Genomic DNA, 16,239 nt, shown 5'->3' with positions numbered 1-16,239 from the left:
CGACCGGGAGAGCGTCGGAGAAGGTCGGGGAGGATCGGGGAAGGCGCTGTGATGACGGAATTGGGTTCCTACCTGCGGGCCTGCCGTGCCCGGATCACTCCGGAGGAGGTGGGCATGCCGCCCTCCTCCGGACACCGCCGGGTGCCCGGCCTGCGACGGGAGGAACTCGCCGTCCTCGCCGGTGTCGGCGTGGACTACGTGACCCGCATCGAACAGGGACGGGTGGGCACCGTCTCCCCCGAGGTGCTCTCCGCCCTGGCCCGCGCCCTGCGTCTGGGGCCGGACGAACGGGAGTACCTGCTGCGGTGCGCGGCGGGGTCCTCCCGGGACGGCTCCCGCGCCGCCCCGGCGGGCGACCGGTCGGTCGACCCCGCCACCCGGGCGCTCCTGGAGGGCATGACGGGCGTGGCCGCCCTGGTGCTGGGGCGCGGACTGGACGTCCTCGCCTGGAACGACCTCGCGGCCGGCCTGCTCACCGACTTCGCCCGACACCCGCCCCGGGAGCGCAACCTCGTCCGGCTCGCCTTCCGCGACCCGGAACTGCGCGGCCGGTACGCGGAGTGGGAGAGGGTCGGCGCGGAGTGCGTCGCGTACCTGCGCATGGAGGCCGGCCGGTACCCCGACGACCCCGAAACCGCCCGACTGGTGGGGGAACTCACCGACACCGACACCGATTTCCGGCGCTGGTGGGCGGAGTACCGGGTGCGCGCGCACCACGCCGGGCACAAGCGATTCGCCCATCCGATGGTCGGCGAACTGACCCTGGGGTTCCGGGTGTCGGACCTGCGCGGCACCCCGGACCACACCCTGGTGGTGTACGCCGCCGGACCGGGTTCCCGCTCGGCGGAGGGCCTCGCCTTCCTCGCGGGATGGGCCGGGGGGCGGGACGCCGTGTCCGGAACGGGCCGGGAACCGGTGCGCGGCCCCGGCCACCGGGACGGCGTCGCCTGACCCGCCCCCGGCGGAGCCGTCGGGGCGGCGGCCCGGAATCCGCGTCCCCCGGACACGGCAGCGGCCTATCGGGGCGCGGGCCCGGGGCGCGGATTCGGGACGCGGATTCGGGAACTGCGGATGGCGGGCGGCGGGCCCGGGGCGCGGATTCGGGAACTGCGGACGGCGGGCGGCGGGCGGACCGTCGGGGCCGCACCGGCTCGGCCGGGACAGCAACACCCGGCGGGCACGGCGTCACCCGGCGCAGGGGCACCCGCCCCGACCGCCCGGCGGCGCCCCGGGGCGCGCACCCGGCGTCCACCCGAGGCCTCGAGACGGGGCGGAGCGGCGGGGCCGTGTCGCCCGATCCGGCAACCCGGCGGGGAGCGGCGGAGGCCGGGCCGGTTCCACCGGACGGCGGAGAGAAGACGAAGACGGGGTGTCAGGGGCGGCGGGGGCGGGGGAGGCGGGCGGCCGGGAGCTGCTCGAGCAGCCCCGTGCGCACCGCCAGCGCCGCCGCCTCCAGCCGCGAGGTCGTCCCCAGTTTCGACAGCAGCCGCTGCACATGGGTGCGGGCCGTGCTCTGCGCCACCCCCAGGCCGGTCGCGATCAGCCGGGTGTCCTCGCCGTCGACGATGCGGCGCAGGACGTCCGCCTCGCGTTCGGTCAGCAGCCCGGCCAGCCGGGTGCCCTCGGCGTCCGGTGCCGAGCGCGGGTGCAGCAGTTCGGCGAACGCCTCCCGCAGCAGTTGCGGCGTCACCGCCGGCTCGCCGGAGCGGGCCCGGGCCATCGCCCGTTCCACGCCCTCCACCCGCTCGTCCTCGCGCACGTACCCCCGGGCGCCGGCGGCGAAGACCGCCGCCACCCCGCGCGGGCGCGGCACGGGGCCGAGCACCACCACCGCCGTGCGGGGGGTCTCCCGATGGATGCGGGCCAAGGGTTCCAGCGCGCCGTCCGCCTCCGGCGTGGCGGTGCCGAACAGACACACCTCCGGCTGCTTGGCGGCCACCAACTCGGCCGCCCGGGACAACGGCGCCGCCACGGCCGGTACCCGGTGGCCGCGCACCCGCAGTGCCGACGCCAACGCCTCGGCCACCAACCGGCGATCGTCCACGACCACCACCCGCACGATCGTCACGTCCTCCCCCTTCGGGACCCCGTCGGGTCCCCTCCACACGCCATCGGGACCGTCCGGGTCCCGGCCGGCGACGGCCCGGTCCCACCACCGGGGCGCCGACCGACGGTCGCGGTCGAGGATACGTCCGGGGCCCCACCCCCCGGGGGCGGAACACGCGGGACACCACCCCCGGTGGCATCTCCGGTCCCACCGGGCATTCTCCGCACCTCCCCGCACGCCGACGGTCCTCGCAACTCCCACGGATCGCGGGTGCTGCGAGGACCGTTGGAACCCGGGCCGGGTGAATCGGGGCGGGGGCCGTTCACGGCCTCGGCCCGTCGGGCCCCCACCGTCGGGACCTCACCGGAAGACCATGGTCACCGGCTCGTCGACGGTGTGGTCGTAGAACCGCTGCGAGACCAGGAACAGCCGGTTGTCCACCCAGAAGGGGCGGTCGTCGGCCGAGTAGGCGCTGGAGACCACCTTCCGCTGGTCGTCCCGCGACTCGCGCGGCAGGATCATCACCGGCTCGGCGCTCTCGGTGGCCGGGTCGATCGCCACCACGGCACCCGGCTGCTCGCTCGTCGGGATCTCGTAGGCGAGGATCTTCCCGTCCTGCTCCTGCATCGGCATGATCGTCGCCTCCCGCTCGGAGGAGACCTCCCACACCGCCGTGCCGGTGGACAGGTCGAAAGCGATCACCGAGTTCTGCTGTGCCAGGGAGGCCAGGTACATCATCCCGTCGTGGACGACGGCCCCGGGGCACCAGGACAGTGTCACCGCGTCGCAGGGGCCGACGTGCCGCTCGCGGTCGTAGGGCAGCACGTGCGCAACGTCCTCGCGGGCGTCGTCGATCACCCAGATCTGCTCCTCGGCGTCGGCGAAATCACCGATGTCCATCCGCACCACCAGCGGGTCGGCGGAGATGACCGAGCGGAAGCGCAGCTTGTCCCCGGCGTCCACCTCGGCCGGATACGCCCACTCCCACAGCTCGGTGCCGTCCTCCTCGGTGGCCCGGATGCTGCCGCCGTCGTCGCCGATGAAGCCGCACCCGACCTTGGAGATGAACACGCCGTCCATCACGGCGTACGAGTCCTCTCGGCAGTCCTCGCTGGCGCGCGGCTCCCAGAGGGCCTCCTCCTGCGAGATGCTCCAGCCGTGGCCGCCCATCGTCCAGCCCAGGGCCACGGTGTCGCCGAGGATGGCGGGCACCGCGTAGCGGCCGGGGGTGACGTTGGTCTCGATGGTGGTCGTCCAGACGTCCTCACCGGTGGTGATGTCCAGAACGGTCAGCACCTCGCAGTCGCGGCCCTGGAGGATGGCGATGAGCCCCTCGGAGTGCTCGTGGGAGGCACGGCACTCGTTGTTCGGGAGCGAGAAGCTCCACTGCTGCTCACCGGTGTTCAGGTCGTAGGAGACCACCTCGCGGGTCATCAGGCGCACGAGGTCGTCCCCGATCACCCAGTAGCCGTGGGCCTCGGTGAGGATGTCCTCCTCGGGGACCTCCGGCTGGGCGACCTCCATGACCAGTTCGGCCTCGACCGCGCCGTCCGGCAGGGCCGCGCCACCACCGTCGGGGGCGTCGTCGCCGCCGGTGCCGTCATCCGGCCCATCGGTGTCGGTGTCGGTGTCGGTATCCGTGTCCGTGTCGGTGCCGCCGCCGGCGGAGGGCGAGGAGCCACCGGCGAGTACGTAGTAGGCGCCGAAGCCGCCGGCGAGCAGGACGGCCAACACCACACCGATGATCAGCACCATCCGGGGGGTGTTACCGCCGTTTCCGGGCTTGGCGGGCACCACGCCGGGCTGCGGCGGCTGCTGGGGATAGCCGTAACCGGGCATCGGGCCGGTGGGAGCGCCGTACGGGCCGGGCGCACCGGGCGCACCGGGCTGACCGTACGGGCCGGGGGCACCGGGAGCGCCGAAGCCGGCGGGGGGCTGCGGCGGATAGCCGTAACCGGGCCGCGGCGGCTGCTGGGGGTGGCCGTAACCGGGCTGCGGCGGCGGGGACGGGTAGCCGTACCCGGCCGGCGGTGCTCCCGCGGGCGGTGTCGCGGCGGGGGGCTGCGACGGGGAACCGTACCCGGCCGGCGGCGCGGCGGCCGGCGGCGTCGCTGCCGGCGGAGGGGGCGGAACCTGCTGCGGGGCCGGCACGTGCGGCGGCAGCGGAACGGGCTCCGGCGAGGAGGCCGGGGCGCCGAACCCGCCGGCGGGCGGCGTCGGGACCCCGTCGGTCCCGCCCGGCGCGTCGGCACCCGCGTCACCGGGGACCGCGTCACCCGCGGGCTTCCCGTCCGTGCCGCCGGAGCCCTCGACCGCCGGTTCCGGGGTGGAATCCGAAGAGGCGGGTTCCGGGGTGGACTCCTCCGACACGCCGCTCCCGCCCGGCGGTTCCTCCGGCGGGGGTGGCGGCTGGTTCGGCGGTGGCGGCGGCTGTGACATGGATCCCCCTGTGCCTGGCGCGTCGAACGGTCGGGTCCGACGGCCGATGGTGTACGGGCAGGCTCTTTCTATCACCGGACTGCGGCGGTGTCGGGAGTGGTTCCCGTCACCGCGAGGGGTGACCGTCCGACCACCGAACGCGACGACGACCCGTTCGTCGACCGTCGCCCCGGCCGTCGTCCCAACTCGACCGGCCCCACCAGGGGTTCCCCCTTCCCCGCGCCGCACGGGGTGCCACGCCGGCGCCGATCCCACCCCGCACCGGGTGTCCGCCACCCATCGAACCGGCCACGCGCCGCGCCGGGTGCCGAACCCATCCCGGCACCGGTTCCCATCACGCCGGGCGGCGAACCCCGCCCCGCGCCGTGCCGGATGCCGAACCCGCACCATGCCGCGTCACACCGGGTGATGGCACCGGGCCGAGCCGGCCCCGTCCCGCCCGGTGATGGCACCGGGCCGAACCGACCACCGAACCGCGCCACATCGGATGCCGAACCCTCGCCCCGCCGGGTGGCGACCCCGAAAGCGAGCCGGCCTCGTACCGCGCCGGCCCCCGCCGCGCCGGGCGGCGAACCGCCGGGCACCGCACCGCGCCGAAACGGGTGGCGACCCCGGGCCGAACCGGGCACCACGCCGCACCGAAAAAGGTGGCGACCCCGGGCCGAACCGGGCACCACGCCGCACCGAAACGGGTGGCGACCCCGGGCACCGGCCGGCCGGCACCGCGTCAGGCGCCCTCGGCCAGCTCCAGCCAGCGGGTCTCCAGTTCCTCCCGTCGCTCCACGACCTCCCGCAGTTCGGCGTCCAGCTCCGCGACCCGGGCGAAGTCCGTGGAGTGCTCGGCCATGCTCTCGTGCAGCCGCGTCTCCCGGTCCCCCAGCTTGTCCAACTGCCTCTCGATGCGCTGCTGTTCCTTCTGCGCCTCGCGGGAGAGCTGTGACGGCGAGGTGGCCGGGCGCTCCCGTTCGGCCGCCGGGGCCGCCGCGATCCGCTCGCCCTCGGCGGAACGCACGGCCGCCCGCCGCTCCAGGTACTCGTCCACGCCGCGCGGCAGCATCCGCAGCCGGCCGTCGCCCAGCAGCGCGAACACCCGGTCGGTGGTGCGCTCCACGAAGTACCGGTCGTGGCTGATGACCACCAGCGAGCCGGGCCAGCCGTCGAGCACGTCCTCCAACTGGGTGAGGGTCTCGATGTCGAGGTCGTTGGTGGGCTCGTCGAGGAAGAGCACGTTCGGCTCGTCCATCAGCAGGCGCAGGATCTGCAGCCGGCGCCGCTCGCCACCGGAGAGATCGCCCACCGGCGTCCACTGCTTCTCGTTGCCGAAGCCGAACTGCTCGCAGAGCTGACCGGCGGTCATCTCCCGCCCCTTGCCCAGGTCCACCCGGCCGCGCACCCGCTCCACCGCCTGCAACACCCGCCAGGTCGGGTCGAGTTCGGCGACCTCCTGGGAGAGGTACGCCAGGCGGACCGTGCGGCCGACCCGGACGGTGCCGGAGACCACGCCGCGCGGCGCCGTGCCGTCCTCCGCGCCGGCGGTCTGCCGCTCGGCGGCGTCGGCCAACGCCCGCAGCAGCGAGGTCTTGCCCGCGCCGTTGACGCCCACCAGACCGATCCGGTCCCCGGGTCCGAGCTGCCAGGTGAGGTCGGTGAGCAGGGTCTTCTCCCCCGCCCGCACGGTGACGTCCTCCAGGTCGAAGACGGTTTTGCCCAGCCGGGCGTTGGCGAAGCGCATCAGCTCCGCGCCGTCGCGGGGGGCGGGCACGTCGGCGATCAGGGCGTTGGCCGCCTCGACGCGGAAGCGCGGCTTGCTGGTGCGGGCCGGGGCGCCCCGGCGCAGCCAGGCCAACTCCTTGCGCATCAGGTTCTGCCGCTTGCTCTCCTCGGTGGCGGCGATCCGCTCCCGCTCGGCGCGGGCGAAGACGTAGTCGCTGTAGCCGCCGTCGTAGCCGTGCACGGTGCCGCGCTGCACGTCCCAGATGCGGGTGCAGACGGTGTCCAGGAACCACCGGTCGTGCGTGACGCAGACCAGTGCCGAGCGGCGGGAGCCCAGGTGGCGGGCGAGCCAGTCGATGCCCTCGACGTCGAGGTGGTTGGTCGGTTCGTCCAGCACCAGCAGGTCCTGCTCGGCGATCAGCAGCCGGGCCAGCGCGATGCGCCGGCGCTCACCGCCGGAGAGCGGGCCGATGACGGTGTCCAGGCCGTCGGCGAAACCGGGCAGGTCCAGGCCGCCGAACAGGCCGGTGAGCACGTCGCGGATGCGGGCGTCGCCGGCCCACTCGTGGTCGGCGCGGTCGCCGATGATCTCCTGCCGCACGGTGGCGGCCGGGTCGAGCGAGTCGTGCTGGGTGAGCACGTCCACCCGCAGGCCGCCGGCGTGCACGACGCGGCCGGCGTCGGCCTCCTCCAGCCCGGTGAGGACGCGGATCAGGGTGGTCTTGCCGTCGCCGTTGCGACCGACGACACCGATGCGGTCGCCCTCGGAGACACCGAGGGAGAGGCCGTCCAGCAGGGTCCGGGTGCCGTGGACCTTGGTGACGGACTCCAGGTTGACGAGGTTCTTCGCGGGGGCTGCCATGGGCTCTCAGTCCGAAGTCGTGGTCACGGGTGGGGTCGTGGGGCGGCGCGGGGGCACCGGGTTTCCGGGCCCGGTACGAGAGACGCTCCGGGGTCCGGGGCGTCCCGGCGGGCGCCGTGCGGTCGGGACGCCCCGGGGTCGGGCGTCGCGCGGTCAGGCGTCGGGCACGCCGGCGACGGACTCCGGCGGCACGCGGTGGGCCCCCGGCGCCGGCGCGGTGGTGACCCGGGCGGCGCGGCAGGTGCCCGACGCCTCCAGGGCCGCCGCCACCCGCCCGGCCGCCTCCGCGTCCTCCGCGAGGAAGGCGCAGGTGGGACCGGAGCCGGAGACGATCGCGGCCAGGGCACCCGCCCTCGTCCCCGCCGCCAGGGTGTCGGCGAGGGCGGGACGCAGCGCGAGGGCAGCCGGTTGCAGGTCGTTGGCGAGGGCGGCGGCCAGTGCCTTGGCGTCCCCGGTGGCCAGCGCCACGAGGATCGCGGGGTCCGGCTCGGGCACCTCGGGCACGGTCTCCCCGGCCGCCTCCCGTAGCCGGTCGCACTCCCGGTAGACCACCGGCGTGGACAGGCCGCCGTCGGCGAGCGCGAAAACCCAGTGGAAGGTGCCGGTGACCGGGAGACCGGTCAGCCGCTCCCCCCGGCCCCGGCCCAGCGCGGCGCCCCCCACCAGGGAGAACGGCACGTCCGAACCCAATTCGGCGCAGAGTTCCAACAGCTCCGCGCGCGGGGTGGCGGTGCCCCACAGCAGGTCGCAGGCGAGCAGCGCGGCGGCGCCGTCCGCGCTGCCACCGGCCATGCCGCCGGCCACCGGGATGTCCTTGTCGATGTGCAGGTGGACGGCGGGCTCCCGGCCGTGCCGCTCCGCGAGCAGGACGGCTGCGCGGGCCACGAGGTTGGTGCCGTCCAGCGGGACCTGTTCGGAACCGGGGCCCGAGCAGGTGACGCGCAGCCGGTCGGCGGGGCGGGCGGTGACCGCGTCGTGCGGGCCGACGGCGAGGAAGACGTTGGCCAGGTCGTGGTAGCCGTCGGCGCGGGGTGCCCCGACCGCGAGCTGCGCGTTGACCTTGGCGTGGGCCCGGACCGTCACGGCCCCGGGTCCGGCGGCGGGTCCGGTCGGGACGGGCGGGGGCACGGTCCGGCCGGTGGGCTCGGGGGTCATGCGGCGGTGTTCTCCTGGTTCTCGGCGTTCTCCCGGTCCCGGTGGTCGGCGGGGGTGGTGCCCGGGGCATGGGGCTCGGCGCCGGCTGGGGTGTCGGTGGGGGCGGACGGCCCGTCGGTCCGGCCGGGGCGGTGCGCGGCGATCCGCGCGAAGTCCTCCACGGTCAACTCCTCACCCCGTGCCCGGGGCCCGACCCCGGCGGCGACCAGGGCGGCCTCGGCGGCGGCGGAGGACCCGGCCCACCCGGACAGCGCCGAACGCAGCATCTTGCGGCGCTGCGCGAAGGCGGCGTCCACGACCGCGAAGACCTCGCGGCGGCTCGCGGTGGTCTGCGGCGGATCCCGCCGTTCCAGGGAGACCAGTCCGGAGTCCACGTTGGGGGCGGGCCAGAAGACCGAACGGCCGATGGAACCCGCGCGACGGGTCCGGGCGTACCAGGCGGCCTTGACCGAGGGCACCCCGTACACCCGGGAGCCGGGGGCGGCGGCGAGCCGGTCGGCGACCTCCGCCTGCACCATCACCAGCGCCCGCTCCAGGGTCGGGAAGGTCGCCAGCATGTGCAGCAGGACCGGCACCGCCACGTTGTAGGGCAGGTTCGCGACCAGCGCGGTGGGGGCGGGGCCGGGCAGTTCGGTGACGCGCATCGCGTCACCGTGCACCAGCGCGAAGCGGTCGACCAGACGCGGGAGCCGGGCGGAGACGGTGGCGGGCAGGGCGGCGGCCAGCGTGTCGTCGATCTCCACGGCGGTGACGTGCGCGGCGGCGGGCAACAGCGCCAGGGTCAGCGATCCCAGGCCGGGCCCCACCTCGACCACGGTGTCCCCGGGGCGCAGGTCGGCGGCGCGCACGATGCGGCGCACGGTGTTGGCGTCGATGACGAAGTTCTGGCCGCGCTGCTTGGTGGGGCGCACGCCGAGCGCCGCCGCGAGTTCACGGACGTCCGACGGGCCCAGCAGCCCGTCGGCGCCCGCGCCGGGTGCGGCGTCGTCCCGTTCCGAAGTCATGCCGGCAGTCTACGGGCGCTCGGGCCCGCGCCCGGTCGGGCGCCGGCCCGGGGCCGGCGGGACGGGTGGGGCTCCCGGGGTGTCGGGCACGCCTCCGGTCGGCGGTACCGCGCCCGGCGCCATGAGCCGTGCGGGCCGCCCGGGGCACTCCGCCCGGGCCGGCTCCCGGGTGGGGATCGGGAGGGGCGGAGGCCCGGAGCGCTCTCCCGCTTCCCCCGGGGCCCGCCGCCGACCGGGCACCGTCCGACGCGGTCGGACGGGTGGAGTCGGTGGGGCCGGCGGGCCGGCGGGCCGGCCGGGACGCCTCCCGCCGGCCGCCTCCGCTCACACGGTCGGCGCCGCCCCCGGCTCCGGGAAGGCGCGCCGCGAGTTGTCCGCGATGTGCCGGGCCAGCTCCGTCTCGTCCAGATCCAGCACCCCGGCCATCGCCCGCAGCGTGTGCGGGATGAGGTGCGGGGCGTTGGGCCGGCCCCGGAACGGCGCCGGGGTCAGGAACGGGGCGTCGGTCTCCACCAGCAGACGCTCCGGCGGGGTGACGGCCAGCGCCTCGCGCAGGGGCTCGGCGCTGCGGAAGGTGATGTTCCCGGCGAAGGACAGGAACCAGCCGCGCTCCGCGCAGTGGCGGGCCATCGCGGCGTCCCCGGAGAAGCAGTGGAAGACGGTGCGCGCCGGGGCGCCCTCCTCCCCCAGCACCCGCAGCACGTCCTCGTGGGCGTCCCGGTCATGGATGACCAGCGTGCGGTCCAACTCCTTGGCCAGGGCGATGTGCCGGCGGAAGGAGCGTTCCTGGGCCGCCCGCCCCTCGGGGCCGGTCCGGAAGTGGTCCAGGCCGGTCTCGCCGACGGCACGCACCTGCGGCAGCGCGGCGATCCCGGCGATCTCCTCCAGCGCGGCGTCCAACGCGGCCGGGCCGTGCTCCAACTCCAGGCGGGGCGCCTCGTTGGGGTGCAGCGCCACCCCCGCCCACACCCGGTCGGGGTGGTCGGTCGCGGTCTTCACCGCCCACCGGGCGCGCTCGACGTCGCAGCCGATCTGCACCACCCGCTCGACCCCGACGGCGGCGGCCCGCTCCAGCGCGAGCGCCGGCTCGGTCTCCTGCATGTCGAGGTGGGTGTGGGAGTCGACGACCGGGTGGGCCAGCGGCTCGGGGAGCGGGGGGATCTCCGCGCGGGCGGCGCGGGCGGCCTTGGACTGCGGCATGGGCCCGAGTCTACGGCCGGGACGGTGGCCGACCCGCCGGCCGGTACCGCGCCGGACCCCGGGCGCTCCGGGGACCCCGGGGTCCCCGGGGTCCCCGGGGTCAGATCCACTTGCCCGGTGCCGGACGGGGCACCTCGTCCAGGGCGTGCTCGACCCGCGAGACCAGCCCCGAGCGCATCAGCCGGATCCGGCCGCCGCCGCAGTCGGGGCAGCGGGGCCGGCTCAGCGGGGAGGGGACCCGCTCGCCATCGGCGAAATACAACACGAAGGGATGGCCGAGGGGATCGACGTGGTGCTCGATGCGATAGGTGCGCTCCCAGCCGTGACCGCAGCTCAGGCAGGCGAAGGCGTAGGACTCGGTGACCGTCTCGCGGTGGCTGTCCCTCATCGGCCCCTCCGGGGGCTGTGCTCGGCGCCGGCGGCGGGACGCCGGGACGGCGGATCGGGGCCGCGCCCGCGCGGGAACCCGGCGCGCTCGGCGACCGGGACGGGCGACGAACCCCGGACCGCTACCGGCCCGATTCGCCCCGCTCGCCACCAGTATGCCCCTCCCGCTTCGCCGCCACCACCGCGTCGAAGACCTCCCGTTTGGGCCGACCGGCCGCTTTCGCGACCTCGATGATGGCCTCCTTGCGACGGGTCCCGCCGGCTTCCAGCGCCATCACCCGGCGGGCCAGCTCGGCGGGGTCCGGGGGCGGGGCGGAGGCCGGGTCGACGCCCCGCACCACGAGGGTGATCTCACCGCGCACCCCCTGTTCCGCGCGGGCCGCCAGCTCGGCCAGCGTGCCGCGCAGCACCTCCTCCCAGGTCTTGGTCAGCTCGCGGCAGACCGCCGCCTCCCGGTCCGGGCCGTAGATCTCGGCCATCACCGCGAGGGTGGCGGCGAGCCGGTGCGGGGCCTCGAAGAAGACCAGGGTGCGGGTCTCCCCGGCGCTCTCCCGCAGCCGCGCGGCGCGTTCACCGGGACGACGCGGCAGGAAGCCCTCGAAACAGAAGCGGTCCACGGGCAGGCCGGAGACGGCCAGGGCGGTGAGCACCGCCGACGGCCCGGGCACGGCCGTCACCCGCACCCCGCGCTCCACCGCCCCGGCCACCAGCCGGTAGCCGGGATCGGAGACCGAGGGCATCCCCGCGTCGGTGACCAGCAGCACCCGGGCGCCCGCCACCAACTCCTCGACCAGCTCGGGCGTACGGGCCGCCTCGTTGCCCTCGAAGTAGGAGACCACCCGGCCGGTGATCCGCACGTCCAGGTCGCGGGTGAGCCGGCGCAATCGGCGGGTGTCCTCGGCGGCGACCACGTCGGCGCGGGCCAGTTCGGCGGCGAGCCGGGGCGGGGCGTCGTCGGGGTCGCCGATGGGGGTGCCGGCCAGCACCAACAGCCCGCCCTCCTCCGGTTCCCGGGCCCGGGGGGTGGGGAGGGCTTCGGCCTCCGCCCCCTCGTATTCGTGCGGCCCGTCGGCCTCCGCCCCGTCGTACGCGTCGCGTCCGTCGTACGGGTCGACCGCGGGCAGCCCCTCGTGCCCGTCCGACTCGTACTCCGGGCCGTGCCCGGCGGGGTCGGCCGTACCGGCGCGCGGTCCGTCGCCCGGCGCCTCGCGCCCGTCGCCCGGGCGAGGCCCGGCGGGGTCGGACACGTCCGCGCCCGACCCCGCCGCCTCCCGGCCGCCCCCGGCTTCACCGGGGTCCCGGCCCTCTCGGCCGTCCCGTCCCGTCCGTTCCCGCACGTCCCTCTCCTCCTCCGCCGTCACATCCGTCATCCTCCCGGGCCCGCCGGACGACGGATGACAAGATGGGCCGGGTGAGCGGAGCGAACCGGAACGACGGCGGCCCGATGACGGGGACGACGGAGACGAGCGGCGCCGGCTCACCGACGCCCGCGGGGCCCCGGTGAGCGGCGGCCCCGGACCGCGCCCCGCCGGGAGGAGCCGCTCCGGCGCCGCCACCGACCCGGGCGCCCCGATCGACACCGACGCCCCGGGTCCCGTGGACGACCCGTACGCGCCCGGCCCCGGCCCCGGCCGACTCCCCGGCGACGGGGACGCCGGCCAACCCCCACGCCCCCGCCCGGGCCGGCCCTCCCCCGGTCCCCCGCCGCCGGACGCCGGCCGGGGGGAACGCCTCCACCGGCCGCGCGCCGACGGCGGTGTCCGCCATCGCCTGGTCCCGCCCTTCCCGCCGGCCGGCACCCGGCTGTGGGAGTACTTCGGCATCCCGCCCGCGACCGCCGTCCGCCTGAACCGGGTGATGGGTTGGGCGGGACCGCTGCTGGTCGCCGCCGTCGCCGGGGTGCTGCGCATCGTGCGCCTGGACCGTCCCGCGATCGTCATGTTCGACGAGACCTACTACGCCAAGGACGCCTGGGCGCTGCTGCGGCACGGCTGGGAGGCGAGCTGGCCGGACGACGCCAACGAGCGGATCCTGGACTGCGTCGTGCCGCTCGGCGACACCGCCTCCTACGTGGTCCACCCGCCGGTGGGCAAGTGGATGATCGCCCTCGGCGAGTGGGCCTTCGGCATGACGCCCTTCGGCTGGCGCTTCGTCCCGGCGCTGCTCGGCGCGCTGTCGGTGCTGATGCTGTGCCGGATCGGCCGCCGACTGTTCCGCTCCACCGCGCTGGGCTGCCTCGCCGGGCTGTTCATGGCCGTGGACGGGCTGCACTTCGTGATGAGCCGGGCCGCCCTGCTCGACCTGATCCTGATGTTCTGGGTACTGGCCGCCTTCGGCTGCCTGCTGGTGGATCGCGACCGCGCCCGGGCCCGGATGGCGGCGGCGCTGGAGGAGGCGGAGCGCGACCCCGACCGGCCGCCGCGCGGCAACCGCTCCGACGACGGGATGCTGCGCCCGGACCCCGGGGTCGGGCACCGCGCCCGGTTCGGATGGCGCCCCTGGCGGATCGCCGCCGGCGTCTGCCTCGGCCTGGCCTGCGGCACCAAGTGGAGCGGCCTGTGGGTGCTGGCCGCCTTCGGGATCATGATCGTGCTGTGGGACGCGGCGGCCCGGCGCACCGCCGGCGCGCCCCGCCCGTACCGGTCGATGCTGCGCCGCGACGCCGTGCCGGCGTTCCTGTCCACGGTCCCGGTCGCGGTGGTCGTCTACGTCGCCTCCTGGGCCGGCTGGCTCCTGCGACCCGGCGGGTACCACCGGGACTGGGCGGCGGAGAACGCCCCCACCGGGCACCCGGTCGGGGACGCGCTGCGCAGCCTGTGGCACTACCACGCGGAGGTCTACGGCTTCCACGTCGGCCTGGACTCCGAGCACAGCTACCAGTCCAACCCGTGGAGCTGGCCGGTACTCGGGCGCCCGGTGTCGTTCTCCTACCTCTCCGAGGAGGAGGGCGAGGGGATGTGCCGGGAGGCCGGCGGCTGCGCCCGCGAGGTGCTGGCCCTGGGCACCCCCCTGCTGTGGTGGGCGGCCTGCGCGGCGCTGGTGTACTGCCTGTGGCGGTGGGCGGCGCGTCGCGACTGGCGGGCCGGCGCGATCCTGTGCGGGACGGCGGCGGGGCTGCTGCCGTGGTTCCTCTACCAGGACCGGACGATCTACTACTTCTACGCCGTGGTGCTGGTGCCGTTCCTGTGCCTGGCGCTGACGATGGCGCTGGGCGCGATCCTCGGACCGCCGGGCTGCCCGGAGCGGCGGCGGGCGGTGGGCATCGCGGTGTGCGGGATCGTCGTCCTCGTCGTGGTCTGGAACTTCGTGTTCTTCTACCCCGTGTACGCGGACGTGCCGCTGCCGATGGACGGCTGGCGCGCCCGTATGTGGCTGCCGACCTGGATCTGACCCGGGCCCGATCCGACCCGGGTTCGGGGTCTTCCCGGCGGACACCTCGCGAGGGCCCGGGACCACGCCGGGTAGGCTGCGGCGTCTGAACGTGCGAGGTGCGGATGAGAACGCTGTGGGGCCGGCGGGGCCCGGGGACCGGTACCGGCGCGACGGGGACGGCCATCAACAGGATCGACACCAGCGGCGGCTCCGGCACGACCGGGGGATCCGAAACGACACGGTGGGGGACACCGGTGACGGGAAGGGCGCGGGAAGCGCGTGACACGACAGCTGGGGCCGGGCGAGGCGGCCCGCTCCCGGGACCGGCGGAGAACGACCCGGGGTCGGGACGGACGGCGCGACCGATGTCCCGCGCGGCGTCCCGCGCGAACCGACGCGGCGGCCCCGGCCGGCGCGTCGTCCGGGGCACCGTCGCGGTGGCCGCGCTGGCCCTGCTGGCGGGGTGCAACTCCGGTGATGACTCCGGTGACGGCCCGACCGCCCGGAACGCCACCCCGGCCGAGACCGCCGCGGAGTTCCTGACCGCCTGGGAGAACGGCGACGTCGAGCAGGCCGCGAGCCTGACCGATGACCCCGGCGCGGCGCGGACCGCGCTCGCCTCCTTCGCCTCCGACACCCGACTGTCGGACCTCACCCTCACCCCGGGCACGAGCTCCGGTGGCGCCATCTCCTTCCTGGTCACCGCCCGCCTGCCCACCGGGCCGGGTGACGAGGACGGGCAGGACGGGCAGGGCGATCAGAACCTGGTCGACTGGCAGTACCGCTCCGAATTGTCGGTGCGGCAGGACGACGACCTCGGCACCGTGGTGGCCTGGGAACCGACCGTCCTGCACCCCCGGCTGACCGACGGCAACCGCCTGGAGACCGGGCCGCTGTCCGACGACGCGGCCGTGCGGGTACTGGACCGCGACGGCGACGAACTGACGGCGGAGGCCCACCCCTCGCTGGCCGCGATGCTCACCGAGTTGGGCTCCCGCTACGGCGCGGAGGCCGACACCGGCAGCGAACTGCGGCTCGTGGACTCCGCCGGCGCGCGCGTGGAGCAGCTGCTGGAACTGGCGGGGTCGAACCCGGTCGAGGTGCCGACCACCATCGACTCCGACCTCCAGGCGGCGGCCGAGGAGGTGCTGGCCGGCACCGACCGCGCCGGTCTGGCCGCGATCCGGCCGAGCACCGGCGAGATCCTCGCCCTGGTCACCACGCCGGCCCCGGACCCGGCCGAGGACCCCGAGGAGTCCACCGACCTGGCGGTGAAGGGACGACTGGCACCCGGCTCGACCTGGAAGATCGTCAGCTCGGCGCTGATGATCGACCGCGGACTCGCCTCACCGTCCGCCGCCCACCCGTGTCCCAAGAACTTCGACCACGGCGGCTGGCCGTTCGAGAACCTCAACGAGTTCGAGCTGGAGAACGGCACCTTCACGCAGAGCTTCGCCGCCTCCTGCAACACCGCCTTCGTCTCCGCCGCGCCCGACCTGTCGGACGAGGAACTGGGCGCCTACGCCCGGAACACCTTCGGCATCGGCCTGGAGTGGGACGCCGGGATCGCGGTGGAGACCGGCACGGTCCCGGTGGAGTCCAACGCGCAGATGGCCGCCCAGCTCATCGGCCAGGCCGGCGTGCGGGCCAACCCTCTGGTGATGGCCTCGGTGTCGGCCACCGTGCGGGACGGCTCCTTCCGCCAGCCGTACCTGGTGCCGCCGGACCACGACGGCCGCGAACTCGCCACCGCCGCCGGGCCCTCGGAGGGCACCGCCGCGCAGCTGCGCGGACTGATGGTGGCGACGGCGCAGTACGGCACGGCGGCGGCGGCGATGTCCGGGGTGGCCGGTGACGCCGGGGCGAAGACCGGATCCGCCGAGGTCATCGGCCAGGAGGACCCGAACGCCTGGTTCACCGCCTACCGGGACGACCTGGCCGTGGCGGCCGTGGTGCCGGAGAGCGGACACGGCGGCAAGATCGCCGGCCCCCTGGTGGCCAAGGTCCTCAACTCCGCCCCCTGACCGAGCCTTTCCCCCGACCGGGCCCCCGTCGCCGAC

The 16,239-nt window shown here is 75.9% G+C and carries 11 protein-coding genes; 3 read left to right on the top strand and 8 right to left on the bottom strand.

The annotated features are described in order from the left end of the window. The first annotated feature begins 51 nt into the window (after positions 1 to 51). Positions 52 to 951: a helix-turn-helix transcriptional regulator gene (locus LZF96_RS14840; RefSeq protein WP_233871640.1), complete on the top strand. Its 900-nt coding sequence runs from the start codon at positions 52 to 54 to the stop codon at positions 949 to 951. 421 nt (positions 952 to 1,372) lie between these two features. On the opposite strand, the gene LZF96_RS14835 is transcribed toward LZF96_RS14840, so the two are convergent. The 8 genes from LZF96_RS14835 to rsmI form a co-directional block, all read right to left on the bottom strand. Continuing rightward, positions 1,373 to 2,068 (bottom strand): response regulator transcription factor, encoded by a 696-nt coding sequence (locus tag LZF96_RS14835; protein ID WP_233871637.1) that lies wholly within the window; start codon positions 2,066 to 2,068, stop codon positions 1,373 to 1,375. A gap of 339 nt (positions 2,069 to 2,407) precedes the next feature. Continuing rightward, positions 2,408 to 3,886, bottom strand: coding sequence for a PQQ-binding-like beta-propeller repeat protein (locus LZF96_RS14830; protein WP_233871634.1), 1,479 nt, complete (start codon positions 3,884 to 3,886; stop codon positions 2,408 to 2,410). A 1,327-nt stretch (positions 3,887 to 5,213) separates the two neighbouring features. Beyond that, positions 5,214 to 7,061 carry an ABC-F family ATP-binding cassette domain-containing protein gene (locus LZF96_RS14825; protein WP_233871632.1) on the bottom strand — a complete coding sequence of 616 codons (1,848 nt, stop codon included), beginning with the start codon at positions 7,059 to 7,061 and terminating at the stop codon, positions 5,214 to 5,216. Positions 7,062 to 7,214: 153 nt separating this feature from the next. After that, positions 7,215 to 8,216, bottom strand: coding sequence for a 4-(cytidine 5'-diphospho)-2-C-methyl-D-erythritol kinase (locus tag LZF96_RS14820; protein WP_233871630.1), 1,002 nt, complete (start codon positions 8,214 to 8,216; stop codon positions 7,215 to 7,217). After that, positions 8,213 to 9,220: a 16S rRNA (adenine(1518)-N(6)/adenine(1519)-N(6))-dimethyltransferase RsmA gene (rsmA, locus tag LZF96_RS14815; protein ID WP_233871628.1), complete on the bottom strand. Its 1,008-nt coding sequence runs from the start codon at positions 9,218 to 9,220 to the stop codon at positions 8,213 to 8,215. The genes LZF96_RS14820 and rsmA overlap by 4 nt, the downstream gene beginning before the upstream one ends. 324 nt (positions 9,221 to 9,544) lie before the next feature. Continuing rightward, positions 9,545 to 10,420 carry a TatD family hydrolase gene (locus tag LZF96_RS14810; protein WP_233871625.1) on the bottom strand — a complete coding sequence of 292 codons (876 nt, stop codon included), beginning with the start codon at positions 10,418 to 10,420 and terminating at the stop codon, positions 9,545 to 9,547. 100 nt (positions 10,421 to 10,520) lie between these two features. Continuing rightward, positions 10,521 to 10,808, bottom strand: coding sequence for a hypothetical protein (locus LZF96_RS14805; protein ID WP_374203239.1), 288 nt, complete (start codon positions 10,806 to 10,808; stop codon positions 10,521 to 10,523). 121 nt (positions 10,809 to 10,929) lie between these two features. Continuing rightward, complete coding sequence (gene rsmI / locus LZF96_RS14800; protein ID WP_233871804.1) at positions 10,930 to 11,799, bottom strand: 16S rRNA (cytidine(1402)-2'-O)-methyltransferase; 870 nt, start codon at positions 11,797 to 11,799, stop codon at positions 10,930 to 10,932. A gap of 604 nt (positions 11,800 to 12,403) precedes the next feature. On the opposite strand from rsmI, the gene LZF96_RS14795 reads away from it, so the two are divergent. Next, positions 12,404 to 14,197, top strand: coding sequence for a dolichyl-phosphate-mannose--protein mannosyltransferase (locus tag LZF96_RS14795; RefSeq protein WP_374203242.1), 1,794 nt, complete (start codon positions 12,404 to 12,406; stop codon positions 14,195 to 14,197). 347 nt (positions 14,198 to 14,544) lie between these two features. Beyond that, positions 14,545 to 16,203, top strand: a complete 1,659-nt coding sequence (locus tag LZF96_RS14790; RefSeq protein WP_233871621.1) for a penicillin-binding transpeptidase domain-containing protein — start codon at positions 14,545 to 14,547, stop codon at positions 16,201 to 16,203. Positions 16,204 to 16,239 lie beyond the last annotated feature (36 nt).

Source organism: Streptomyces sp. ST2-7A (genome assembly GCF_021390475.1).
Classification (GTDB): Bacteria; Actinomycetota; Actinomycetes; order Streptomycetales; family Streptomycetaceae; genus Streptomyces.
The sequence above is the reverse complement of the archived record's forward strand: the minus strand, read 5'-3'. Positions and strand labels throughout refer to the sequence as shown.